This is a genomic window from Streptomyces sp. PKA51, from assembly GCF_057552455.1.
Map to the genome: position 1 here is coordinate 1 of NZ_BAAJPZ010000011.1, position 22,875 is coordinate 22,875.

The 22,875-nt window shown below is 73.9% G+C and carries 25 protein-coding genes; 10 read left to right on the forward strand and 15 right to left on the reverse strand.

What is annotated here, in order from left to right; all coding sequences use genetic code 11:
• Positions 1 to 32 precede the first annotated feature (32 nt).
• Both AC27L3_RS17735 and AC27L3_RS17740 read right to left on the reverse strand, forming a co-directional pair.
• Positions 33 to 590: an RNA polymerase sigma factor gene (locus tag AC27L3_RS17735; RefSeq protein WP_487234997.1), complete on the reverse strand. Its 558-nt coding sequence runs from the start codon at positions 588 to 590 to the stop codon at positions 33 to 35.
• A gap of 256 nt (positions 591 to 846) precedes the next feature.
• Positions 847 to 1,839 carry a GlxA family transcriptional regulator gene (locus AC27L3_RS17740; RefSeq protein ID WP_487234998.1) on the reverse strand — a complete coding sequence of 331 codons (993 nt, stop codon included), beginning with the start codon at positions 1,837 to 1,839 and terminating at the stop codon, positions 847 to 849.
• Between the two features lie 52 nt (positions 1,840 to 1,891).
• Here AC27L3_RS17740 and AC27L3_RS17745 point away from each other — a divergent pair, with 52 nt between their 5' ends.
• Entirely contained in the window at positions 1,892 to 2,287 is a 396-nt protein-coding gene (locus tag AC27L3_RS17745) for a cupin domain-containing protein (RefSeq protein WP_487234999.1), read from the forward strand.
• A 19-nt stretch (positions 2,288 to 2,306) separates the two neighbouring features.
• Here AC27L3_RS17745 and AC27L3_RS17750 read toward each other — a convergent pair whose 3' ends face one another.
• Positions 2,307 to 2,651 (reverse strand): hypothetical protein, encoded by a 345-nt coding sequence (locus AC27L3_RS17750; protein ID WP_487235000.1) that lies wholly within the window; start codon positions 2,649 to 2,651, stop codon positions 2,307 to 2,309.
• Positions 2,652 to 2,693: 42 nt separating this feature from the next.
• Here AC27L3_RS17750 and AC27L3_RS17755 point away from each other — a divergent pair, with 42 nt between their 5' ends.
• Positions 2,694 to 3,380, forward strand: coding sequence for an RraA family protein (locus tag AC27L3_RS17755; protein ID WP_487235001.1), 687 nt, complete (start codon positions 2,694 to 2,696; stop codon positions 3,378 to 3,380).
• A gap of 19 nt (positions 3,381 to 3,399) precedes the next feature.
• Here AC27L3_RS17755 and AC27L3_RS17760 read toward each other — a convergent pair whose 3' ends face one another.
• Entirely contained in the window at positions 3,400 to 4,218 is an 819-nt protein-coding gene (locus AC27L3_RS17760) for a TIGR02452 family protein (RefSeq protein WP_487235002.1), read from the reverse strand.
• 229 nt (positions 4,219 to 4,447) lie between these two features.
• Here AC27L3_RS17760 and AC27L3_RS17765 point away from each other — a divergent pair, with 229 nt between their 5' ends.
• Complete coding sequence (locus AC27L3_RS17765) at positions 4,448 to 4,858, forward strand: SSI family serine proteinase inhibitor (protein ID WP_487235003.1); 411 nt, start codon at positions 4,448 to 4,450, stop codon at positions 4,856 to 4,858.
• A gap of 33 nt (positions 4,859 to 4,891) precedes the next feature.
• Here the strand turns inward: AC27L3_RS17765 and AC27L3_RS17770 are convergent, their stop codons facing one another.
• The 5 genes from AC27L3_RS17770 to AC27L3_RS17790 form a co-directional block, all read right to left on the reverse strand.
• The gene (locus AC27L3_RS17770) at positions 4,892 to 5,050 is read right to left on the reverse strand and encodes a hypothetical protein (RefSeq protein WP_487235004.1); all 159 of its coding nucleotides are present in this window, start codon (positions 5,048 to 5,050) and stop codon (positions 4,892 to 4,894) included.
• Between the two features lie 122 nt (positions 5,051 to 5,172).
• Positions 5,173 to 6,126 carry a cytochrome c oxidase assembly protein gene (locus tag AC27L3_RS17775; protein ID WP_487235005.1) on the reverse strand — a complete coding sequence of 318 codons (954 nt, stop codon included), beginning with the start codon at positions 6,124 to 6,126 and terminating at the stop codon, positions 5,173 to 5,175.
• A gap of 54 nt (positions 6,127 to 6,180) precedes the next feature.
• Entirely contained in the window at positions 6,181 to 7,194 is a 1,014-nt protein-coding gene (locus AC27L3_RS17780) for an ATP-dependent 6-phosphofructokinase (RefSeq protein ID WP_487235006.1), read from the reverse strand.
• A 278-nt stretch (positions 7,195 to 7,472) separates the two neighbouring features.
• Entirely contained in the window at positions 7,473 to 8,201 is a 729-nt protein-coding gene (locus tag AC27L3_RS17785; RefSeq protein ID WP_487235007.1) for a type 1 glutamine amidotransferase, read from the reverse strand.
• Positions 8,202 to 8,232: 31 nt separating this feature from the next.
• The gene (locus tag AC27L3_RS17790) at positions 8,233 to 9,471 is read right to left on the reverse strand and encodes a MurT ligase domain-containing protein (protein WP_487235008.1); all 1,239 of its coding nucleotides are present in this window, start codon (positions 9,469 to 9,471) and stop codon (positions 8,233 to 8,235) included.
• Positions 9,472 to 9,640: 169 nt separating this feature from the next.
• Between AC27L3_RS17790 and def the strand changes: the two genes are divergently transcribed.
• Positions 9,641 to 10,180 (forward strand): peptide deformylase, encoded by a 540-nt coding sequence (def, locus tag AC27L3_RS17795; RefSeq protein ID WP_487235009.1) that lies wholly within the window; start codon positions 9,641 to 9,643, stop codon positions 10,178 to 10,180.
• Between the two features lie 12 nt (positions 10,181 to 10,192).
• Here the strand turns inward: def and AC27L3_RS17800 are convergent, their stop codons facing one another.
• Positions 10,193 to 10,849 carry a TetR/AcrR family transcriptional regulator gene (locus tag AC27L3_RS17800; protein WP_487235010.1) on the reverse strand — a complete coding sequence of 219 codons (657 nt, stop codon included), beginning with the start codon at positions 10,847 to 10,849 and terminating at the stop codon, positions 10,193 to 10,195.
• Positions 10,850 to 10,998: 149 nt separating this feature from the next.
• Between AC27L3_RS17800 and AC27L3_RS17805 the strand changes: the two genes are divergently transcribed.
• The 4 genes from AC27L3_RS17805 to AC27L3_RS17820 all read left to right on the forward strand — a co-directional run bounded on the left by AC27L3_RS17805 (position 10,999) and on the right by AC27L3_RS17820 (position 13,590).
• Positions 10,999 to 12,228, forward strand: coding sequence for an acyl-CoA dehydrogenase family protein (locus AC27L3_RS17805; protein ID WP_487235011.1), 1,230 nt, complete (start codon positions 10,999 to 11,001; stop codon positions 12,226 to 12,228).
• A gap of 378 nt (positions 12,229 to 12,606) precedes the next feature.
• On the forward strand, positions 12,607 to 12,942 hold the full coding sequence (locus AC27L3_RS17810; RefSeq protein ID WP_487235012.1) for a hypothetical protein: 336 nt from the start codon (positions 12,607 to 12,609) through the stop codon (positions 12,940 to 12,942).
• A gap of 109 nt (positions 12,943 to 13,051) precedes the next feature.
• Entirely contained in the window at positions 13,052 to 13,354 is a 303-nt protein-coding gene (locus AC27L3_RS17815) for a hypothetical protein (RefSeq protein WP_487235013.1), read from the forward strand.
• Positions 13,351 to 13,590, forward strand: a complete 240-nt coding sequence (locus tag AC27L3_RS17820; protein ID WP_344438792.1) for a hypothetical protein — start codon at positions 13,351 to 13,353, stop codon at positions 13,588 to 13,590. The genes AC27L3_RS17815 and AC27L3_RS17820 overlap by 4 nt, the downstream gene beginning before the upstream one ends.
• Before the next feature lie 19 nt (positions 13,591 to 13,609).
• Here the strand turns inward: AC27L3_RS17820 and AC27L3_RS17825 are convergent, their stop codons facing one another.
• On the reverse strand, positions 13,610 to 14,374 hold the full coding sequence (locus AC27L3_RS17825; RefSeq protein ID WP_487235014.1) for a 4'-phosphopantetheinyl transferase family protein: 765 nt from the start codon (positions 14,372 to 14,374) through the stop codon (positions 13,610 to 13,612).
• Positions 14,375 to 14,688: 314 nt separating this feature from the next.
• Between AC27L3_RS17825 and AC27L3_RS17830 the strand changes: the two genes are divergently transcribed.
• Positions 14,689 to 16,299, forward strand: a complete 1,611-nt coding sequence (locus AC27L3_RS17830) for a GMC oxidoreductase (RefSeq protein WP_487235171.1) — start codon at positions 14,689 to 14,691, stop codon at positions 16,297 to 16,299.
• Positions 16,300 to 16,319: 20 nt separating this feature from the next.
• On the opposite strand, the gene AC27L3_RS17835 is transcribed toward AC27L3_RS17830, so the two are convergent.
• Together AC27L3_RS17835 and AC27L3_RS17840 are read right to left on the reverse strand one after the other, a co-directional pair.
• Positions 16,320 to 18,452, reverse strand: a complete 2,133-nt coding sequence (locus AC27L3_RS17835; protein ID WP_487235015.1) for a PIG-L family deacetylase — start codon at positions 18,450 to 18,452, stop codon at positions 16,320 to 16,322.
• Positions 18,453 to 18,750: 298 nt separating this feature from the next.
• Positions 18,751 to 19,344 carry a GNAT family N-acetyltransferase gene (locus tag AC27L3_RS17840; RefSeq protein ID WP_487235016.1) on the reverse strand — a complete coding sequence of 198 codons (594 nt, stop codon included), beginning with the start codon at positions 19,342 to 19,344 and terminating at the stop codon, positions 18,751 to 18,753.
• Between the two features lie 141 nt (positions 19,345 to 19,485).
• Here AC27L3_RS17840 and AC27L3_RS17845 point away from each other — a divergent pair, with 141 nt between their 5' ends.
• Positions 19,486 to 20,649: an alpha/beta hydrolase gene (locus AC27L3_RS17845; protein ID WP_487235017.1), complete on the forward strand. Its 1,164-nt coding sequence runs from the start codon at positions 19,486 to 19,488 to the stop codon at positions 20,647 to 20,649.
• A 60-nt stretch (positions 20,650 to 20,709) separates the two neighbouring features.
• Here the strand turns inward: AC27L3_RS17845 and AC27L3_RS17850 are convergent, their stop codons facing one another.
• Positions 20,710 to 21,759: a polyprenyl synthetase family protein gene (locus AC27L3_RS17850; protein WP_487235018.1), complete on the reverse strand. Its 1,050-nt coding sequence runs from the start codon at positions 21,757 to 21,759 to the stop codon at positions 20,710 to 20,712.
• Positions 21,756 to 22,796: a tetratricopeptide repeat protein gene (locus tag AC27L3_RS17855; protein WP_487235019.1), complete on the reverse strand. Its 1,041-nt coding sequence runs from the start codon at positions 22,794 to 22,796 to the stop codon at positions 21,756 to 21,758. The genes AC27L3_RS17850 and AC27L3_RS17855 overlap by 4 nt, the downstream gene beginning before the upstream one ends.
• Positions 22,797 to 22,875: the final 79 nt, after the last annotated feature.

Here is a 22,875-nt window from a genome sequence, read left to right on the forward strand (position 1 = left end):
CAGCAGCTCCTCGATGCCCGCACCCCGCCCGGTCACTTCCTGACCTCCTTGATACGCGTCACTTCCGGAATGCCGAGCTGCCGGCGCAAGTACTCCTTGCCCTTGCGGCCGTGGTAGTCGACGCTTCGTTCGTCCAGTCCGAGGAGCCAGGCGGTCCGGGTGACGGGGTAGCCGATGACGTACTGCAGCACGATGACGTCGAACTGCCGGCTCGGCAGCTCGGCTATCGCCGCGTACAGGCCGATGCTCTCCTCCAACACCGCCAGCTGGTCCCCGGCGGCGTCCATGGCCCGGGCGAACGCCCCCTTGGCCACGAACGCCGGCCGCCCGCTGCCGCTGCGCAGCCGGCGCATCGTGGCCAGCCGCAGGACCGACCAGGCGCCCTCCTCGACGTTGCTGCTGCACAGCAGGTCGGCCCACTCGTCGCGGATCAGGCAGAACGCCTCGTGCACGGCCTCCTCGGCATCCTCACGGTTGCCGAGGATCTCCGTGGCGTAGGAGTGGTACATCTCCTCGACGCCCAGGTAGAAGGCCTGGAAGTCCAGGGGCAGCCGGCCGTCCTCGAGCCGGCTCCGGCGGTCGCCGGTCATCGCACCGGCCCCGGGCCGGGGCGGGGCGCCGTCGGTACGGCGCAGGGCATGCTGTCCATGAGGTCCTCTGATGGATCGATGTGACGGTGGCCTGGTAACGCGCCCTTCCCCTACCATCCAAGCGATTCGCGGCCCGGAATACTCCTGACGACACTGTCCGGAGGATCTCCGTCAAAAGGGGGGCCGACCCTGTCGGATCCGGCTGCTCATCGGCCACTCCAGGCCCACGGAACGACCAGAACCGGTCTTGTGCTCGTCACTCCGCCTCCGGTCCGAACCGGCGCCTGTACGCCGAGGGATTGAGCCCGGTCTCGCGGCGCATGAGCGCGCGCAGGTTGGCCGTGGTGCCCAGTCCGGCGTGGCGCGCGACCACGTCCAGGCGCGACTCCCCCCGCTCGATGAGCCGGCAGGCCAGGGCGACGCGTTCCCCCGTGAGCCACGCCAGGGGCGTCGTGCCCAGCTGCGCCCGGAAGCGACGGTGCAGGGTCGCCGGGCTGACCGCGGCCCGTGCCGCGAGCTCCGCGACCGTCAGGGCCGAGTCCAGCCGCTCCTGGGCCCAGGCCAGCACGGGCGCCAGGGACTCGTCCGGCACCTCGGGCACCGGCCGCTCGATGAACTGCCGCTGCCCGCCGTCGCGGTGGGCGGCGAAGACCAGCCGCCGGCTGACGGCGCCCGCGATCTCCGCGCCGTGGTCGCGGCGGACGATGTGCAGTCCCAGGTCGAGCGCGGCGGCGCTGCCCGCGGCGGTGAGGATGTCGCCGTCGTCCACGAACAGCACATCCGGTTCGAGCCGTACGGAGGGGAAGCGGGTCCGGAAGGAATCCGCCCACTGCCAGTGCGCGGTGGCCCGCCGCCCGTCGAGGACCCCCGCCTCCGCCAGGGTGAACGCGCCGCTGCAAAAACCCACCAGGCGTGCGCCCCGCGCGTGCGCCCGCCGCACGGCATCGAGCACGGCCGGGCGGCGGGGCACCTCGACGTCGGGCCGGTTCGGCACGATCAAGGTGTCCGCCGTATCGGCCGCCGCCAGGTCCGCGACGCCCGTGAGCGTGAAGAACCCGTCCCGCATCAGCGTGCGGGGCGCCGGCGAGCAGAGCGTGAACGCATAGAGGTCACGGCCCACCTCGGGGCGGCGCAGGCCGAAGATCTCGGTCGCGCAACCGAGCTCGAAGGGGTTCGAGTTCTCGTCCACGATCACGACGACGCGGTGCGGGCCCGGGGGACGGACTGCGTGCGAGGATTCTTGCGACATATGCAATTCCTAGCACTCCCACGGGCCGGGAGCGGGCGGAAGGATGAGGGCCATGAACAGCGAACCCATCGCCCTCGGCACGGCCCTGGCCTCCTTCGACGACCTGTGGAGCCCCCGCATCGTCACGCGCGTCAACGACTACGACGTACGCATCGCCAAGGTCGACGGCGAACACGTCTGGCACGCCCACGACGACACCGACGAGTTCTTTCTGGTGCTCGACGGCGAACTGCACCTGTCTCTTCGCGAGCCCGCTGGGGAGCGCACGGTCGTGCTCGGCCAGGGCGCGGTCTTCACCGTCCTGCGCGGCATGGAGCACAAGCCGTACGCTCCGTCCGGCGCCGCCATCCTCATGTTCGAGCCCACCGGAACGCCGACGGTCGGCGACCGCCACGAAGAGATCCCCGCCCATGTCGACGTGACGACAGGTCACGCCCTGGACCTTTGAGAGCTGGACCTTTGAGAGCCTACGGGCGGGTGGCCGGCCGGCGGCCCGTCGTCAGGGCGGCGCAGGCCACCGCCGCCACCACGCCCGCGGCCAGGAAGCCGCCGCGGGAGCGCCAGGACAGCACCGACCACCGCGACCGGGCGGACAGGACCGAGCCGGTGCTCAGCCAGGAGCCGGCCGAGGCGACGGACAGGGCCGAGCCGATCGAACCCAGGGAGAGGGCACTGCCCACCGAGCCGACGGACAGCACCGAGCCGACCGAGCCGATCGACAGCACCGAGCCCACGGATCCGATCGACAGCAGCGAATCCCGCGACCACAGGGACAACGAGGAATCAGACGGGTTTGCGGTGTGCTTGGACATGCGGCGATCGTAAACTCCCGTTCGCCACCCAGGAGGCAGAGCATGGACCGCACCGATCTGACCACCGCTCACATCGCCGACGGCTGCGTGCGCACCGGCGTGCCCGTGCGGTGCGCACCCGCCGGCATGCGGCCCGTCGTGGAGGGCACGCGCCTCGCCGGTCGCGTGCTGCCCGCACGGCACGTCGGCAGCGTGGACGTCTTCCTGGAGGCCGTCGCACGGGCCGCACCCGGGGACGTGCTGGTCGTCGACAACGACGGCCGCACGGACGAGGCGTGCATCGGCGACCTCGCGGTGCTGGAGGCCGCGGACGCCGGGCTGGCCGGCGTGGTGGTGTGGGGCCTGCACCGGGACACCGCCGACATCCGCGCCATCGGCCTGCCGGTGTTCAGCATGGGCGCACTGCCCGCCGGGCCGCAGCGCCTGGACGCCCGCCCGCCGCAGGCTCTTGAATCGGCGGTCGTGGGGGAGTGGACCGTGGGCTGCGCGGACCTGGTGTTCGGTGACGACGACGGCGTGGTGTTCGTGCCGGCCGAGCGGGCCGGGACGGTGCTCGCCGCCGCGGAGGCGATCCGCGACGCCGAGCGGCGGCAGGCCACGAGGATCAGGGAGGGCGTCCCGCTGCGCCGCCAGGTGGGCTTCGACGCCTACCTCGCCGCCCGCGCGGCCGACCCTGCTCTCACCTTCCGCGCACACCTGCGCGCGGTCGGCGGGGCCATCGAGGAGTAGCCCGCCGGCGCCGCGCCGCTCACCCGGCGAAGGCGTCGGCGAAGGCCGCCCTGTTCGCGGAGTGCGGCTGCCGGTCCAGGACCGCGAAGACGACGTGCTCGAAGCGGCCCGCGAAGTGCCCCGAGCCCTTCAGGTGGCCGGCGAAGGCCGCCGCCACCTGTGCCGGGTCGTTGCGGAAGACGCCGCAGCCCCAGGCACCGAGCACCACACGCCCGTACCCGTGCGCCGCCGCGACCTGCAGCACCCGGGCCGCGCGCTCGGCGAGCACTGCCGGGATCAGCTGTGCCTGCTCGGGCGTACGGCGGGCGATCACACCCGCGTTGGGCGCGGGCGAGGTCAGGAAGCCGGCGGTGTACGGCTCTTCGAGCAGCTCGCCGCGGTCGTCGCGGAAGACGGGGACACCGGGGGAGTGGATGACCCGGTGGCTGTAGAAGGGGCTGGGGTCCGCGCGGTGGGCGGCGTAGTACGCGGGAGCCTCCAGCAGGCACGCGTACAGCGCCGACCCGCGGCAGACGGCCTCCTCCTGCGCCTGCGCGCCGTTGAGGTAACCGCCGCCGGGGTTGCGGGCGGAGGCGAAGTTGAGGACGGCCACCGGGCCGTCGGCCGCCAGCCGGCGGGCGGCGTCCAGACTGCCCTCCGCGGTCACCTCGAAGACCGTCGGATGTGCCGGGCCCGCCTGCGGCACCGGCACCGGCTCCGGCCCGTACAGCCGCGTCCCCTCGCGGGAGCGCCGGACGTCCTCGGCGATGTCCGCCCAGCGGCCGCCGGGCGTGGTGTAGCCGCCCTCGGCGACGATCCGTTCCGTGATCCGCGCGACCTCGCGCAGCCGGGCACTCATGTGCGTTCCCGGTCCTCCCGTTGAATGATCAATGACAAGCGAGGACAGTACGGGCCCGAACGGCTCGCGGCGACACGTTTTTCGCGGCCGGGCTCCGGCGGCCCGCACATCGCCCGACCGGGTGGCCGGCGTCCCCCACACGAGGGCGGGCGCGGTGCGGCCCCTTGGCGGGCCCGGCCCGGGCGCGGTGGCCTGGCCGGCACACCAGCACCCGGAAGGCACGCCCCTCATGTCCCCACGTACGTTCCCCCGCCCCGCCGCGGTCGCGGCCGCCGCCACCGCCCTGCTCACCTGGCCCCTGGGCCAGGCCCACGCCGTCGACCCGGAGGATGCGAGCGACGGGCGGTACCTGCTGACGATCTCCGGGGCGCACGGCACCTGGATCCGCGGCGTACGCCTGGTCTGCCCCGGCCCCGGCGGCCACCATCCCCATGCGGCGGAGGCATGCGAGAGCCTGGCCCTGGCCGGCGGGCAGCCGGAGGCGCTGCTCGGGGACGAGGAGCGGGTGTGCACCCGGGAGGACGATCCCGTCGAGGCGACCGCGCAGGGCGACTGGCACGGGCTGCCCGTCGCCTGGCGCCGGACCTTCCCGGGCCTGTGCGCGCTCGAGGCCGCGACCGGGCCCGTCTTCCGCTTCTGACGTGCTGCCGCAGGGTGCGATGCGCCGGCCGGCTCACGCCCCGCGGGCCGCCAGCGTGCCTATGGTCGCCAGTCCCAGCACGGACCAGATGAACCACAGCCAGCCGTTGCCGCCCAGGGCCACCGAATAGGCGGTCACCAGCACCAGGGCGCCCATGGTCAGCCACGCCATCGTCTTCGCCGATCCGGACATCGCCGCACCTCCTCGGATGGCGGTCCGGCGTGAGCGGCTCGTGCACCGAAAAACGCGGACCGCGGCCAGGAGACCATGGTCTCCCGGCCGCGGTCCGCGGGCCATACCGCCGCCGGCCGCCTTCACTGCCCCCGGGCGTTGAGCGAGGCCAGGTAGGCGTTGTAGGCCGCCAGCTCCTTGTCGCCGTTGCGGTCGGCGGCGCGGTCGCTGCGCCGGGCCTGCCGCTGCTCGGAGCGGTACCACTGGAAGACGAGCGCGAGCAGCACGACCACCGAGGGGATCTCGCTGAAGGCCCAGGCGATGCCGCCGCCCGCCTTCTGGTCGTCCAGCGCGTCGATGCCCAGCGAGGCCGGCGGGTGCATGTACGTGCCGATCATCGGCTCGGAGGCCATCATCAGCGCGATGCCGAAGAACGCGTGGAAGGGCATGCCGGCGAACAGCTCCAGCATCCGCATCACGTACCCCGGGCGGTGCGGGCCGGGGTCCACGCCCATGATCGGCCAGAAGAACACCAGGCCGACGGCGAGGAAGTGCACCATCATCGCGATGTGGCCCGCCCGGCTCTCCATGAGGAAGTCGAAGATCGGGGTGAAGTACAGCGCGTACAGGCTCGCGATGAACAGCGGGATCGTGAACGCCGGGTGCGTGATGATGCGCATGTAGCGGCTGTGCAGCAGGGCGACGAGCCATTCCCGGGGGCCCTTGCGCCCGCGGCCGGCGGCCGGCAGCGCGCGCAGGGTCAGCGTCACCGGCGCGCCGAGCAGGACCAGGATGGGGGAGAGCATGCTGATCACCATGTGCTGCACCATGTGCACGCTGAACATGACCATGCCGTAGTCGTTCAGCTTGGTGCACATCACCAGCGCCACGGTCAGCACGCCGGCCACGAAGGCCACGACGCGGCCCCACGGCCAGGCGTCACCGCGCCGGCGCAGCCGCACCACGGCCCAGCCGTAGAGGCCCAGTGCCAGCAGGCAGCCGATCATGAAGAACGGTTCGCCACTGAACTGCAGACCCCGTCCCAGCGTGAACGGCGGCATGTCCATGTGCATCATGCCGTGCCCGCTGTGATCCATCCGCTCTCTCCCATTTCGCACCGATGCGCCGGGACAAGCGTAGAGGCGCCCTCCTCACAGCACGCACCCGACCTCGGCATAGCGTTCCGGCGGCACCGGCCGGTGCCCGGGCGCCGAGGTCAGGGGCACCGGGACGAGCGCCTCGCCGTGCAACGCGGTCATGACCGCGGTGGGGGCGCCGGCCCGCGCGCGGGCGGTCTCCACGGCGTACCGGCCGAAGCGGCTGGCCAGCACCCGGTCGTACGCGGTGGGGGCGCCGCCGCGCTGGGCCGGGCCCAGGGGCACCGGGTGGACCTCGGCCCCCAGACGCTGCTGCAGCTCGGCGGCCAGCAGCTCGGCGACCCCGGGGCAGGCGGCGGCCGGCGACGCGGCGGCCGGCAGGGCGTCGTGGGCGGTGGCGCCCTCGGCGACCACCACGACGGTGCAGCATTTCCCCGAGGCCAGACTGCGGCCCGCTGCTGCGGTCAGGGCATGGACGGAGAAGGGGCGCTCGGGCACGGCGACCACGTCCGCGCCGGTGGCCGTTGCCGTCTGCAGCGCCACCCAGCCCGTGCGACGGCCCGCCACCTCGGCGACGACGACGAGCTGCCGCGAGGCCGCCTGCGCCCGCAGCCGGTCCACGGTGCGCGCCGCCACGGCCACGGCGGTGTCGACGCCGAAAGCCACATCGGTCGCGGCGACGCCGTCGTCGACGGTACGCGGGACGCCGACCGTGGGCAGCCCGGCCCGGGCCAGCAGGTGAGCCGCCCCAAGAGTGCCGGCGCCGCCCATGGCGATGATCACGTCCAGGCCGAGGGCCGCCGCCCGGTCGCGGGCGAGCTCCACGCCCCCGGGCAGCTCGCCGAGGGCGATGCGGGAGGAGCCCAGCAGCGTACCGCCGGCGCCCAGGACACCGGCGACGGCCGCGGGGTCGAGCAGACGGTGATCGCCTTCGAGCAGGCCGTGCCAGCCGTCGTGCAGGCCCACGACCTCGTCGCCGTGGTCGCAGACCGCGTGGTGGACGACGGACCGCAGGACGGCGTTGAGACCGGGGCAGTCGCCGCCGGAGGTGAGCACACCGATGCGCATGACAGGGCCACCTCACACAGGGCGGGGTTCCGCGGCCGACCCGCCGCCGGGCGCGGTCCCCGCCACCCTAGCGCCGCGGCGGCGGGGACCCCGTAGGGGCGCGGGGCGGTGTCGACCTGCGGCTGCCGCCGCGTGGGCGCGACAAGCCACGACGTGCCCGCAGCGCGGACGATACGTCGGCTGCAGGCCGTCGGTGGCCGATCGCGCCCACGCGGCGGCAGCCGCAGATCGAACGCTGCCCCGCGCCCCTTACAGGGCGCCCCTACGGGGCGCGGGGCCTACGCGGGCTGGGTCGCGGCGGCGATGCGCTCGGCGCGCAGCGCCTCGTACCAGCGGTCGTCGACCGGCGGCAGCGCGTTGACGTCCAGCGCCAGCTTGATCAGCAGGTCCGCGATGTGCGGGTTGCGGGCCATCACCGGCCCGTGCATGTACGTGCCGAAGACGGTGTCGTTGAACGCGCCCTCGGTGCCGTCACCGGTGCCGTTGCCCTTGCCGAAGCGGACCCGGGCGAACGGGCGGGCCGTCGGGCCCAGGTGGGTGACGCCCTGGTGGTTCTCGAAGCCGGTCAGCGGCGGCAGGCCGAGCTGCGGGTCGATGTCCGCCAGCACGTCGCCCACGCAGCGCTCGCCCTCGCCCCGGGTGCTGATCACGTCCAGCAGGCCCAGGCCCTGCTCCCGCTGGCCGAGGTCGTTGATGAACTCGTGGCCCAGGATCTGGTAACCGGCGCACACCGAGAAGACGATCGCGCCGTTGGCCACGGCCCGGTTCAGGCCGCCGTCGCGGCGCAGCCGCTCGGCCGCGAGGCGCTGCGGGCGGTCCTCGCCGCCGCCGATCAAGTAGATGTCCCCGGAGGTGGGGATCTGCTGGTCGGAGCGCACGTCGACCCGCTGGACGTCCAGGCGGCGCTGGTGCGCCCGCCGCTCCAGGACCAGGACGTTGCCCTGGTCACCGTAGGTGCTGAGCAGGTCGGGGTAGACCCACACCACACGCAGACTGTTCTGGCTCATGCTCACAATCCCTATGAAGCGCTGTCGCGGGTCAGTTGCCGACGCGGCGGCGGATGTCCTGGAAGGCGGTGTAGTTCGCGATGACCTCGATCCTGCCGGGCGGGGCCATCTGCACCGCCTCGTCCATCGTCTCGCAGACCCGGAAGTCCACGCCCGCGACCTCCAGCCGCACCGCCAGGTCCAGCTTGCGGTCGCCGAGGACCATGATCGGGTGGCCGGCGAGGCGGGTGTAGTCCACGTCCCACAGCCAGGAGGTGTCGGTGCCGTCCGCGCCGCGGGCGTTCACCGACAGGATCACCGGCGCCGGCGGCCCGTCGATCAGCGAGAAGGTCTCCAGCCAGCCGGCCGGGTTCTTCGCCAGCAGCAGCCGCACGTCGCGGCCGAGGAACTGCACCACGTCGTACCGGCCGGCCACCGCCTGCACCTGGTACATCCGCTCCAGCGCCACCTGCGGCGGCACGCCGAAGGTCGCGGCCACGGCGGCCGAGGTGGTGGCGTTGGCCTTGTTGGCCCGGCCCGGCAGCTGCAGGTGGATCGGCCACGCGGAGCCGTGCGGGTCGAGCACGTAGTCGCCCGACAGCGCCCAGCTCGGCGTCGGCCGGCGGAAGCCGCACTCACCGCAGAACCAGTCGTCGCCCGGGCGCTGCATCACACCGCCGCAGGACGGGCACGACCACGCGTCGTCCTTCCACTCCTGGCCGGCCGCGACCCACACCACGTTCGACGAGGAGGAGGCGGCCCACACCACCAGCGGGTCGTCGGCGTTCGCGATGATCACGGCCTTGGTGCCGGCCAGGCCCTCGCGCCACTTCTCCGCCAGCATGCGGGTCTCCGCCGCGCGGTCGAGCTGGTCGCGGGAGAGGTTCAGCAGCGCTATCGCCTTCGGCGCCACGTCACGGGCGACGCCCGCCAGGTACTTCTCGTCCACCTCGATCACGCCGTAGCGGGCGTCCGAGCCGCCCGCGAGGGCGGAGGTGATGCCCGCGGGCATGTTCGCGCCCAGCGCGTTCGACACCACCGGGCCGCTGGCCCGCAGCGCCTCGGCGATCAGCCGGGTCGTGGTCGTCTTGCCATTGGTGGCCGAGACCAGGACCACGTCCAGGTGGGTCGCCAGCCGGGCCAGCAGATCAGGGTCGAGCTTCAGCGCGACCTTGCCGCCGATCACCGACCCGCTGCCGCGGCCCGCGGCCCGCGACACCGCCGCAGCCGCCTTGCCCGCCGTCACGGCCAGCTTGGCCCGCGGCGACAGCGGCCCCGAGTTGCCTGCCATCGTCCTAGATCCTTCCTTGCATCCGGCGCCGCGCCGCTTCCCTGGTCAGCCGGTGGAACGCCCCCCTTGCGCTCGTCATCGCCGGCCAGGAGGCAACGGTCGGGGATCAGCCTATCGAGATCCGGACCGGGGCCCGAACCCGCTGCCCCCGGAACGTACCCTTGGGGCCATGCGAAGAGCCACGATTCCCGGCAGTTCAGGACGAGTGCGACCCATGAGGTTGCTCGGGGATGCGGCTCTCGTTGCGCCCTGCGAACCCGTCACCGACTTCGGTACGGACCTCGCACGGCTCGTGGAGGACATGTTCGCCACCATGTACGCGGCGAACGGCGTGGGGCTCGCCGCCAACCAGGTCGGTGTGCCCTTGCGGGTCTTCGTCTACGACTGCCCGGACGACGAGGACGTCCGGCACCTGGGCCACCTCGTCAACCCCACCCTGGTCGCCACCGACGGACCGGTGCTGCGCGGCCCGGAGGGCTGTCTGTCCGTGCCGGGCGTCGAGGCCGGCACGCCCCGCCACGACGAGGCCGTGGTGGAGGGCTTCCGTCTGGACGGCACCCCGGTGACGGTACGGGGCACCGGGTTCTTCGCGCGCTGCCTGCAGCACGAGTGCGACCACTTGGACGGTGGCCTGTACCTCGACCACTTGACGGGCCTGCGCCGCAGGCGCGCCCTGCGGGCGGCACGGCGCGCGGGGCTGCGCCCCTGACAGCGGGCCGGGTCAGAACCCCGGCCCGTCCGCGCGGTCGCCCGAGGCGGCGAGCCGCCCCCACAGCAGATCCGCGAGGTGGCGCACCAAGTCCGCGCGCGGGCAGGGCCGCTCGCGCAGCCACCAGTCGCCGGCCGCGTGCATCATGCCCACGATCCCGTGCCCCCACGAGCGCGCCAGCCCCTCCCCGTCCGGGCCGAGGTCGACGCGCTCGGCTATGACCTCGGCCAGTTCCTCGCCGAGGCGGCGCAGCAGCGGTGCGGAGTGCCGGCCGACGTCGAAGCCCTGCTCGGTCGGCTGGCCCTCGTCGGCGGGGTGCATCAGGAAGCGGTAGACCTGCGGCCGGGCCTCTATGGCCGCCAGGTAGGTGTCGAGCGTGGCCTCGACGCGCTCGCGCCGCTCGGCGGGCGCGTCCAGGGCCGCCCGCAGACCCGACAGCAGGGCGTCGGTGTGCCGGACGGCCAGCGCCCGGTACAGCCCGCCCTTGTCGCCGAAGTGCCGGTAGAGGATCGGCTTGGTGATGCCGGCCTCCGCGGCGATGGCGTTCATCGACGCGCCGGGGCCGTCCCTGAGCACCACCCGGTCCGCGGCCTCCAGCAGTTCCTTGCGCCGCTGTTCGGCCGCGCGCTGCTGTTCCTCCCGCTGAGTGGTCTGCTGACTGGTCTCCATATGAGGTGCCTCCCCGCCCCGGTGATTCAAAATGCCTGCGCAACGTAACACCCGCTCCACGCTGCGGATTGGACGGGCGTGCCGTTGACATGCTTTACCGATGGGTAACATACTGCGGTTACCGGAGGTAGCGCATGCTGGGAGGGGTCATGACGCAGTTCACGCCGGAGCTGAACGACGATCAGGAAGCCGTCCGCGACTGGATCCACGGCTTCGCCGCCGACGTCATGCGTCCCGCCGCGGCGGAATGGGACGAACGGGAGGAGTTCCCCTGGCCCGTCGTCCGGGAGGCCGCCCGGATCGGCCTGTACTCCCTGGACTTCTACGCCCGGCAGTTCTTCGACCCCACCGGCCTGGGCATCCCGCTGGCCATGGAGGAGCTGTTCTGGGGCGACGCCGGCCTGGGCCTGGCGATCTCCGGCACGGCCCTCGCGGCGGTCGCCGTCTTCACCAACGGCACCGACGAGCAGATCGGCACCTGGGTCCCGCAGATGTACGGCGACGCCGACGACGTGAAGATCGCCGCCTTCTGCTCCTCCGAACCCGACGCCGGCTCCGACGTCGCCGCCATGCGCACCCGCGCGGTGTACGACGAGGCCAAGGACGAATGGGTCCTCAGCGGTACCAAGACCTGGGCCACCAACGGCGGCATCGCCGACGTCCACGTCGTCGTCGCCGTCGTCGACCCCGGGCTCGGCGCCCGCGGCCACGCCTCCTTCGTCGTACCGCCCGGCACCCCGGGCCTGGCCCAGGGCCAGAAGTTCAAGAAGCACGGCATCCGCGCCTCCCACACCGCCGAAGTCGTCCTGCAGGACGTCCGTGTGCCCGGCCACTGCCTCCTGGGCGGCAAGGAGAAGCTCGACGAGCGCCTGGCCCGCGCCCGCGAACGCACGCGCACAACCGGCGCCGAGCGCGCCGCCAACGCCGCCATGGCCACCTTCGAGGCGTCCCGCCCGGCCGTGGGCGCCCAGGCGGTCGGCATCGCGCGTGCCGCCTACGAGGTGGCCCTCGACTACGCCTGCACCCGCGTGCAGTTCGGCCGCCCTATCATCGACAACCAGGGCGTCGCCTTCCAGCTCGCCGACATGCGCACCCGCATCGACGCGGCCCGCCTGCTGGTCTGGCGCGCCTCGTGGATGGCCGCGACCGGCAAGCGGTTCACCTCCGCGGAGGGCTCGATGTCCAAGCTCTTCGCGGGTGAGACGGCCAAGACCGTCACCGCCCAGGCCATGCAGATCCTCGGCGGCAACGGCTACACCCGCGAGTACCCGGTCGAGCGCATGCACCGGGACGCAGCCATCTACACCGTGTTCGAAGGCACGAGCGAGATCCAGCGCCTGGTCATCGCCCGGGCCCTGTCGGGCCTGCCGATCCGCTGACCGGCCGCGGCAGGAACGGGGCGGCGCCCATGGCCGGTCCCTCGCCCGCGACATGGGCGCGCATCCCCGCGTTCGGGCGGGGTGAGGGTGGCGAACGCCCGCGCGCGAGGCGGGCGCGCGCGGGCGGAGTGCTGCCGGGAGCCGGAGGCGGACACGGCCGGCCGGGGTAGGCAGGGCCCATGGTCAAAAGGCGTGCGCTGGCATGGGTGTTGAGTACTGCGGTTCTGCTCGCCTCGTCCGCGCTGTGGGTCGCGGCGGGGCAGGCCCCCGACGACGGCAGTAGATGAGCCTCTGCTTCGAACTCGTTGATCCAGCCTGGCCGTTGTCCGTGATTCCTCCTTGAATGAGGGTGTTTCCGCCCCCATCCAAGGAGAAGTCATGGGCAACTTAGTCAAGTTCAAGACCACGCTCGCCGCGCTGGCCGTCGCCGCCGGCGGTCTGACGCTCGCCGTGACGGGCCAGGGCACGGCACAGGCCGCCACGGCCGAGCCCGCGCCGAGCTGTGTCGAGGGCTACGGCTGGAACATGATGGACATGTACGCGACCGTCCACATGACCAACAAGTGCACCACCGTGCAGCGCGTGCGGCCGACCTACGCCAACGACGCCCTGCAGTGGGGCTGCTACGAGCTGCAGCCCGGGCAGACCGTGGAGGACAAGAAGTCCGTGGTCTTCGCCCCCTACTACAAGTACACCGGCCTCGTCCGCTGCTGAGCGGACCGCTGCCGGAGCGGATCCGGGCACGCCGTCGCGGCGTGCCCGGCCGCAGGTGCGCCGACGGGCTAAGGTGGGGCCCGCACGCCGCCGCACCCGGGGAGGGCCCGTGAGCACCCCACACTCGTGGACCATCGACAGCATCGGTCACGCCCTGCCGCACCCCGAGCTGCGCGCCACCTTCCTGCGCGAGGTCACCTTCACCGACGTACGGGAGCTGCCGGCGGTGATCGAGCGGTGGGTGGCCTTCATCGAGGACTTCGAGGCCGAGCGGCCCCGGCTGGAGCAGCTGCGGGCGCTGGTGCACGACAACGGCCGGCTGCCGGCCACCTACACCGCCGCTCTGGTCGAGATCAGCCCCGAGGAGCTGCGCGCCGCCACCGGGCGCCGCGGGCGCCGGGGTGCCGCGTGACCTACCGGCTCAGCCTCGACCCCAGCCTGCACGCCTCCTACAAGAGCCTGCCCGACGAGGCGCGCCGCGACCTCGCCGTGTGCCTCCTGGACGCCCTCGCCGACCCGATCGCCCATTCGAGTGCCTACGGGGTGGACGACGGCACCATGCGCACCATCGCCCACGGCCGCACGGCCGGCGTCGTCCTGATCGGCGACGACACGGTCACCCTCGTGCACATCACCTGTCTGGGCTGACCCCGCGGCGGGCGCCCCGTCAGGCCGCCAGCTCCTGCGGGTCCAGCCGTGTCACGTCGTACCGGCTGCCGATCCGCCCGCGCACCGCGGCCGCCGCGTGGCCCGCGCCCACGGGGACGTCGACGATCGTCCAGCCGGCGGGCCAGGCGGGCGTGCCGGGGCCGCCGTTGCCGAGGTAGTCCAGGGCGGGGGAGCGGCCGAGGCCGGTGCCCAGGCCCTTGAGGTAGGCCTCCTTGCGTACCCACAGCCGGGTGAAGACCGCCGCGCGGCGGACGGCGGGGGCGGACATCACCTCGCGCTGTTCGTCCGGATGCAGGGCCGTGGCCACCTCGCCGACGGTGTGGGCGGCGGGCAGCTGCTCGGTGTCCACGCCGACGGGCGCGGCGGCGACGCCGACGAGGACGAGGTTGCCGCCGTGCGAGAGGGAGAAGTGCGGGCCGTCGTCGCCGGCGAGGGCCGGCCGCCCGTGGGGCGCGCCGCAGCAGGGGCAGGGCTCGCGGACGAACGCCACCTCGCCGGCGGGCCGGTCCAGGTACGCGCCCAGCAGCCGGCGCAGCATCAGGTGGGAGGCGACGTACTTGGCGCGGTCGACGGTGTGCACGAAGGAGGCGGCGCGTGCGCGCTCCTGCTCGTCGAGGGGGGCGGTGTCGAGGACGGCGCCGGCGAGCCAGGGATCGGGCAGGTGCAGCAGCCACAGGTCGAGCGCTCCGTCGGCGGGGGCGCTCAGGGTCTTCGGCCAGGGGACGACGACGGCGTGGCCCGGGCGGAGGGCGGCGGTGTCCATAGGTCGCTCCAGTCGATCCACGTGCGGCTGCACAGCTCGCTCCGGTGGTGTCGGTGAACGGCCCGGAGCGTACAGCAGTCATATGTCCTGCACATATCAGCATCGCGAGAGCCGTTCAGTTGCGAACCAACCAGGTGGGTGAACGCTCAACTCCGGTCGAAAACAGGGCCCTGGGGCCCGAGTGAGTCCATGTCTAGGTCTTTCCTTGTCGTGCCGGTGGGCACAGTGTGAGCTTCACCAGGCTCACCAGCCGCCAGGAAGGCGAGGTACCTCCCGTGGTAGACCAGCACCTGTCGCGTCGCCGGTTGCTCGGCATGACGGCACTCGGCGCTGCCGCCCTCACCGGGGCCACCACCATCACCACCGCGAGCCGCGCGGCCGCGGCCGTACGCGCCAAGGGCGCCGCGGCGGACGGGCCCCGGCACGTGCGGGCCGTGGTCGTCGGCACCGGCTACGGCGCCGCCGTCACGGCGCTGCGCCTGGGGGAGGCGGGCGTCGAGACGCTCATGCTGGAGATGGGCCGGCAGTGGGACGCCCCCGGCGCCGACGGCAACGTCTTCCCCGGCATGCTCAAGCCCGACGAGCGCTCCACCTGGTTCAAGAACCGCACCGAGGCCCCGCTGGGCAGCTTCCTGTGGCTGGACGTGGTCAACAAGAACATCACGCCCTACGCCGGGGTCCTGGACCGGGTCGCCTTCGAGGAGATGTCCGTCTACGTCGGGCGCGGCGTCGGCGGCGGCTCCCTGGTCAACGGCGGCATGGCCGTCACGCCGCGGCGCGCGTACTTCGAGGAGGTCCTGCCGCAGGTCGACGCGGCGCAGATGTACGAGCGCTACTTCCCGCGCGCCAACGCCGCCCTCGGGGTCAACCACATCGACCGGCAGTGGTTCGAGGAGACGGAGTGGTACAAGTTCGCCCGCGTCTCGCGCAAGCAGGCGGAGAAGGCGGGCCTGAGCACCACGTTCGTCCCCAATGTCTACGACTTCGCGTACATGAAGCGCGAGGCGGCCGGCGAGGTGCCGAAGTCCGCGCTCGCCACCGAGGTCATCTACGGCAACAACCACGGCAAGAAGAGCCTGGACAAGACCTATCTGGCCGCGGCCCTGGGCACCGGCAAGGTCACCATCGCCACCCTCCACCAGGTCAAAACGATTCGGCAGCGCGGCGACGGCGCGTACCTGCTGAGCGTGCAGGAGAGCGACGCCCACGGGGCGGTGCTCGCCACCAAGGACATCTCCTGCACGTATCTGTTCCTCGGGGCCGGCAGCCTCGGCTCGACGGAACTGCTGCTGCGCGCCCGGGAGACCGGCACCCTGCCCGCGCTGAGCCCCGAGATCGGCAAGGGCTGGGGGCCCAACGGCAACATCATGACCGCCCGTGCCAACCACATCTGGAACCCCACCGGCACCAAGCAGGCCACCATCCCGGCACTGGGCATCGACGACTGGGACAACCCCGAGCACCCCGTCTTCGCCGAGATCGCCCCGCTGCCCGCCGGCCTGGAGACGTGGGTCAGCCTGTACCTGGCCATCACCAAGAACCCCGAGCGCGGCACCTTCGTCTACGACGCCGCCACCGACCGGGCCGCCCTGCGCTGGAAGCGCGAGCAGAACGCGCCCGCGGTCGAGGCCGCCAAGTCGCTGTTCGACCGGATCAACAAGGTCAACACGACCATGTACCGGTACGACCTCTTCGGCGCCCGGCTCAAGAACTTCGCCGACGACTTCTGCTACCACCCGCTCGGCGGCTGCGTCCTGGGCGAGGCCACCGACCTGTACGGCCGCGTCAAGGGCTACCGCAACCTCTACGTCACCGACGGCTCGCTCATCCCGGGCTCCATCGGCGTCAACCCCTTCGTGACCATCACGGCGCTCGCCGAGCGCAACGCCGAACAGGTCATCCACCAGGACGTCACCAGGGCCTGAAGCAGGCTCCGTGGCACGGCTTAGGAGGTCTGCAGGTCGCTCGTGCCGTCGTGGGAGACCCACTCCCCGAACGGCACACCGCCCGTGACCCGGGAGCGGGCGCTGGAGAGCCGGCCGTCCATGCCGAGCACCACCGCCACCGTACGCCCCCGGGCGTCGCGGACCAGGGCGGGCGTCCCGCGGTGCGGGACGCCCCCCTCCCGCCAGGGGCCGGGGCGGCCCGGCCCGGCCGACAGCCGGGCCAGGCCCGCGTCGTCCCGGGCCGCGAGCACCGTGGTGCCGCCCTCCTCCGACAGCGCCACCCGCCCGTAGCCGCCCAGGGGCGCGCAGGAAGTGACCGGCCGCCAGGTGCCGTCCGCGGGGCGGTCGAAGAGCAGCACCCGGGCGGTGCCCGCCTCGCGCATCGCGAGGCGCACGCCACCGCCCGGCAGCGCCGCCAGTGCCGGCGGCGCGCCCGCCGCGGGCAGCCCCGTCGGCCCGGCCGGGCGCAGGGGCGCGCCCGGCCCGTCGGCGATCCAGTGCTGCACGGTGCGGGCGTCGGCGGCGACCACGTGCACCCGGCCCCGGCCGTCGACGACGGCGTCCAGCGCGTCCTCGATGCGCACCGGCGGCTGTTCGTCCTGCCCGGCCGGCGCCTCCCACGGCGACCACCGGCCGTCCGGGTCGGCCGTACGGAAGGCGAGCCCGCCGGCCCAGTCCTTGACGACGACGCACAGCGTGCCGTCCGCGCCGGCCACCGCGACCGGGTGCCCCACCTCCAGCGAGTGCTCCGCGTCGTCCTCGGGCGAGCCCAGCGAACGCCAGGGCCCGAAGGTCGGGGCACCGCCGGTCATGCCCTGCTGCACGGCCGTCATCACCTCCCGCCGGTGCGCGGTGCCCGGGCGCGGCAGCACCGTGCGCACGGAGAACAGCACCAATGTGCCGTCGGGCCGGCGCAGCGCCTGCACCTGGCCCTCCAGCATCGAGCCGCCGGCCGGTACGGGCGGCGACCAGATGCCGCTGCCCGCCGCCGTCTCCGTCCAGCACTGCGCCTCGCCGTCGAGGACGGCGAAGGCGGCCAGCCGTCCGTCGGGCAGCGCCTGCACCCAGCGCTGGGTGCCCGGGGCGCGGTGGCGGAGGTTGTCGGACCAGCGGATGTCCTTCGACCGGTTGCCGATCTTGCGGTCGCCGCAGCCCGCCGCATCGCCGCAGTCCCTGCCGTCGGCCCAGCCGTAGACGTCGAGTATCTCCACCTTGTGCGCGGTGGCCGCCCGGTCGAGGCTGTCGGGCAGCAGGGCCACCTCGTAGCCGACGTAGGCGTCCACGGCGGTCGGCCGGGCGTGCGGCCGGCCCCAGTACTGGGCGAGGGCGGCCTGGGTGAAGCGGGCCGAGGCCGTGTGGTCCTGGTGGTCGTGGCAGGCCAGGCCGTGCAGCACCGCCGGTACGCCGGGGAAGTCCGGCTGCTTGGGCAGGTGGGTCGGCGTCGGGTCCAGTGTGCGCACGACGGTGGGCCGGTATCGCTCCAGGACGGCCGTCAGCGAGTCGATCACCTGCTGCCGGGTGTAGCGCTGGGTGCGCCGGACCGGGCTCCCGGCCGGCACGAGGGTGGGCAGCTGCTCGGTCGCCCCCAGCCACAGGCCGCGCAGGCTCTCCCGGCGCGGCACCCGCACGTACCGGGCCTCCACCAGCTCCATGAAGATCAGCTGGATCTGCGGTGCGGCCCGCAGCGTCTGCAACTCGACCTGGAAACCCGGCAGCAGCGTCAGCGGCTCCACGCTCCAGGGGCTGAGCCAGTCGCCGGTGACCATGCGGGCGGTGGCCTCGCGCAGCCCGTTGATGCGCGCCCGGACGAACTCCGGCCGCTTCTGCGGCAGCCGGGCGTACCCCGGGGTGCGCGTGAGCGCGTTGCGCCCGTCGGACTCGCCGCCGGTCATGCAGACGGTGACCGAAGGCGCGCCGCTGCGCAGGGACTGCTCCAGCTCGGGGTTCATGAAGTACAGCGAGTCGTCCGCGTGCGCCATGACGTGGACGAACGCCTCGGCCGGGGCCGTCCTGGCGGGGCGCGCCGCGGTGTGCCCGGCCCCCCGCTCCCGCGGTGCCTCGGGGGCCAGCCACTGCCAGGCGCCGCTCATCGCGCCCGCTCCCAGGAGCAGACCGCCACCGGCGCCGAGCATGCGACGACGTGCTATTCGTGCCGGCACGGACGCGTCCCCCTCCGCCGGGCGGGCCGGCGCGTGCATGGAAAAGGGCGATGATGATCAATCGCCCGTCGAACAAGACGCTGATCGTATGAGTCGTAACCTCCGGTTTGCCTGCCGTTGTGTAACAGCCGTGCCACGGCCACCCATGGATCGGGCATCGGCCGCGGCCGTCCACGGCATGGCCGGCGTTGCGATCAACGGTTGATGCGATCATCCGTTACCGCTGGGCGGGTGTCGTCACCCCACCGGGTGGGCCCGGCGCTGCGGCGCTTCACGCAGCGGGCGCCACCGGGCGGTCGTTGAGGATCCGCTGGAAGAGGACGTGGTCCTGCCACGCGCCGTTGATGTGCAGATAGGCGGGGGCGACACCGATCCGCTCGAAGCCGCACCGGGCCAGCACCCGCTGCGAGGCGGCGTTGGCGAGCACCGTACCGGCCTCCACACGGTGCAGTCCGAGGTGCTCGTCCGCGTCCCGGCACACCGCCGCCACCGCGGCGGAGGCCAGGCCCCGGCCCGTGCGGGCCGCCGCGATCCAGTACCCGAGGTTGGCGCTGCGCCATGCGCCGTGGACGATGTTGTTCAGGTTCACCACGCCCACGATCTCGCCGGAGCCGGTGCCCGCGCCGTCGTCCTCGGCCAGCACCCACGGCATCGACCGGCCGGCCGCCCGCAGCTCCACCAGGTCCCGCAACCGGGCGGCCTGGCCCTCCGCCGTGAAGAACGTCTCGCCGCGCACCGGCTCCCACGGCCGCAGGTGCTCGCGCTCCCGGCGGTACGCGCGGGCCATGGCCTCGGCGTCGTCCTCCCGCACCGGGCGCAGCACGAGGTCGGGACCAAGGATCTGGATACGGGATTCGAAGATCATCGCCCCACCGTAGTCGCGCTCCGGACACCGCTGTCATACCTGGGTATCACCTGCCGGACAGCACCGTGGAGTGACGCGGCGTCAGTCACCTGCTCCCTACGTTTCCCCTCGTCAGCACGGCACGACGAGGGAGAACCACCCATGCGCCGCCTCAAGCGCACCCTGATCGCCACGGCCCTCGCGGCGACCGCCATGGCAGGCACCGCCGGCTGGGCCGCCGGGGACCGGCAGGACGCCGTCACCGGCCCGCCCGCCGGCAGCGCCGCCTGGTGCGCGGACGACGTGCTGCACCGGCCCCTGCCCGACCCGGCCACCGCCACCCCGCGCGAGATCGCCCGCTTCTTCGCCTCCCTCGACGGCCCCCGGCAGCAGCAGCTGGCCACCCGTCACCCCCTGGTCGTCGGCAACCTCGACGGCGCCCCCGTCGCCCTACGCTACGCCGCCAACCGGCTCGCCATCACGGCCGAACGCGACCGGCAGCTGGCCCGCTCCGCCGACGGCTCCCTCACCGCCCACGAGCGCGAGCAGGCCGGCGTGCGTGCCGCCCGCTACGCCCGCCTGCTCGCCCCCGGCCGGCAGATCCTCGCCTTCGACCCCCGCGGCCGCGGCCAGCTCGCCGAGGTGTACGGCGACTGGACGGCCGCCCGGCACACCGCCGTCGTGGTGCCCGGCTCCGACACCGACCTGGCCACCTTCGACCGCGGCGAGCAGCGCTACGACAGCCCGGCCGGCATGGCCCGCGCCCTGCGCGCGGAAATGGCACGCCAGGACCCCGCGGCACCCACCGCGGTGATCGCCTGGGCCGGCTACACCACCCCCGTCGGCGTCGGCCTCGACGCCGCCACCGGCCGCCTCGCCGAGGCCGGCGCCCCGCGCCTGGACCGCTTCCTCGCCGGACTCGCGGCCCTCGGCGGCGACGTCGCGCCCGCCGTCTTCTGCCACAGCTACGGCTCCGTCGTCTGCGGCCTGGCCGCCCCGCACCTGGGCGCCGCCGAGGCCGCCGACCTCGTCGTCCTCGCCAGCCCCGGCGTGCACGCCGACTCCGCCGCCGCCCTGCACACCGGCGCCCGCGTCTGGGCCACCCGCCGCAACGGGCAGGACTGGATAGGCGACGTGCCCAACGTCAGCCTCTTCGGCCTCGGCCACGGCGCCGACCCCACCTCCGGCGCCTTCGGCGCCCTGAGCATCCCCTCCACCGGCGCCCACGGCCACAGCGGCTACTTCACCCCGGGCACGCAGTCGCTGCGGCACTTCGCGCAGATAGCCCTGGGGCGGTACGACGAGGTGCGGCACGCGGCAGCATGACCGAGCCCGGCCGAAGGAGCTGCCCGGGCGTGCCCCGCGACGAAGATCCGCCGGACACGCCTAGAGGTGCCGCTCCACCAGGTGGTCGGCGAGCGCGAGCAGTTCGAGCAGTGCCCCAGGCGTCGGTGCCGCCGCCGACAGTCGCTGCCGTGCCGAGGTGGCCCGTTCGCGGGCCAGGGTCAGGGCCGCGGCGCGGCCGCCCGCCTCCTCGACCAGGTGCGCCGCCCGCCGGGCCGCCTCCGCGTCCAGGGGTGCGCCGAGCAGGGCCGCCAGGCGGCGGGCCGGCTCGCCGCCCGCTGCCAGTGCGGCCACGACCGGCAGCGTCTTCTTGCCCCGCCGCAGGTCGGCGTGGACCGGCTTGCCCGTGTGCGCCGGATCCCCCCAGATGCCGAGGACGTCGTCCACGGCCTGGAAGGCGGTGCCCAGGTCCCTGCCCGCGGCGGCGAGGGCGTCGGTGACCGCTGCCGGCGCGCCCGCCAGCACCGGGCCGAGGGTCAGGGCGCACGCCAGCAGGGCGCCCGTCTTGGCCACCGCCGTCGCCTCGTACTCGGCGGCCGTGACCGCCGCCGGGCCCGTCCAGGGGCGGGATTCGAACAGCAGGTCCTCCGCCTGGCCGTGGACCAGCGAGCGCATCGCGCCGGCCAGCAGCCCGAGGGCCTGCGCGCCGTGCCGGCTGCCGGAGCCGGCCAGCCTCTCCACCGCGAGCGCGAAGAGGGCGTCGCCGGCCAGCACCGCCGGCCCCGTGCCGTACTCCTTCCACGCGCTGGCGCGGTGCCGGCGCCGTTCGTCGCCGTCCATGATGTCGTCGTGCAGCAGCGAGAAGGTGTGCACCAGTTCCACGGCGACGGCCGCGGCCACGGCGTGCTCACGCGGGGCGGCCACCGCCTCGGCGCCCAGGACGGCCAGGGCCTGGCGCACGCCCTTGCCCCCGCCGCCGGTCGTGGGCGTGCCGTCGGCCTCGCACCAGCCGAGGGAGAAGGAGGCCATGCGGTGCGGCCAGGGGTGCAGGCTCGCCACGGCCTCCCGCAGCGCGGGCTCGACCAGGGTGCGGCAGCGTGCGAGGACCTGCTGCGCCTCGACGACGGGCGGGGCGGTCGGTGCGGTCGTCATCGCCGGGCCCCCGCCGTCGCCGGGTCCAGCTCCGCGCGCGCCGTGGCGACCATCTCCCGCACGTGCCGCAGCCCCGTTCCCTCCAGCGACTGCTCCAGCGCGTCGAGCGCGGCGGCCGTGCGGGCGGGGTCCTCCCCGAGCCGGGCGCGGGACTTGACGAGCCCCAGCGTCGCCAGGGCGGTGCCGCGCGGCTCGGCCATCTCCCGGAATTCGGCCAGCGCCTCCTCGTAGACCGCGCGCGCCTCCTCGTACCGGCCGGCGCGGAAGAGGACGTTGCCGCGCATCTTGTGGTTGTAGGCGAGCGCGCCGGCCAGGCGCATGCGGCGGCAGCCGGCCTCGGCCCGGGACAGCAGCTCCAGGGCCCGCTGCGTGTCCCCGCGCAGGGACAGCACGTCGGCGATGCCGCGCAGCGCCCAGGCGTGCCCGCGGGTGTCGTCGGCCTGCAGGGCTATGGAGGCCGCCTCCTCGAACATCTCCAGGGCCTTGTCGTGGGCGCCGGTGTTGCGGTGCATCTGCGCGATGCCCTCCAGGGCCCACACGGTGTGCCGGGCCTCGCCGCGCCGTCTGGCCTCGGCGAGCAGCTTCTCGTGCAGGTCGGCCACGGCCGCGTAGTCGCCCTGGATGCGGCCGGTCTCGGCCAGCCCGGCCAGCGAGTAGCCGCGCGCGACGACGTCGCCGCCGCGCTCGGCCAGGTCGGCGGCCAGGGCGAGGAGCCGGCGGGCGAGGGCGAGCCGGCCGCGCTGGCGGGCGAGCGTGCCGCCGCTCCAGACGGCCCAGGCCATGGCGCCCTCGTCGCCGGCCCGCCGCGCGGCCCGGTAACTGGCCCGCCAGGCCCGGTCCGCCTCGTCGATGCGGCCCAGGCGCCTGGCGGCCTCGGCGGCGGCGAGGCCGGCGTGGGCCGACTCCAGGTCGCTGCCGGCCGCTTCGGCCCGGCGCAGCTGCTCGGTGGCCGTGCGCAGGACCTCCTCGATGGAGGAGTTGACCGAGAGCTCGCCGAGGGCTCCGCGGTACTCGGGGGCGAATGCCTTGCCGTACATCTGCTGCCTCTCATCGGGGACGTTCCGGGCGCGCGGGCGGCCTCACCGGCGCCGCGCCGCCGTCGATCTCGAAAATACG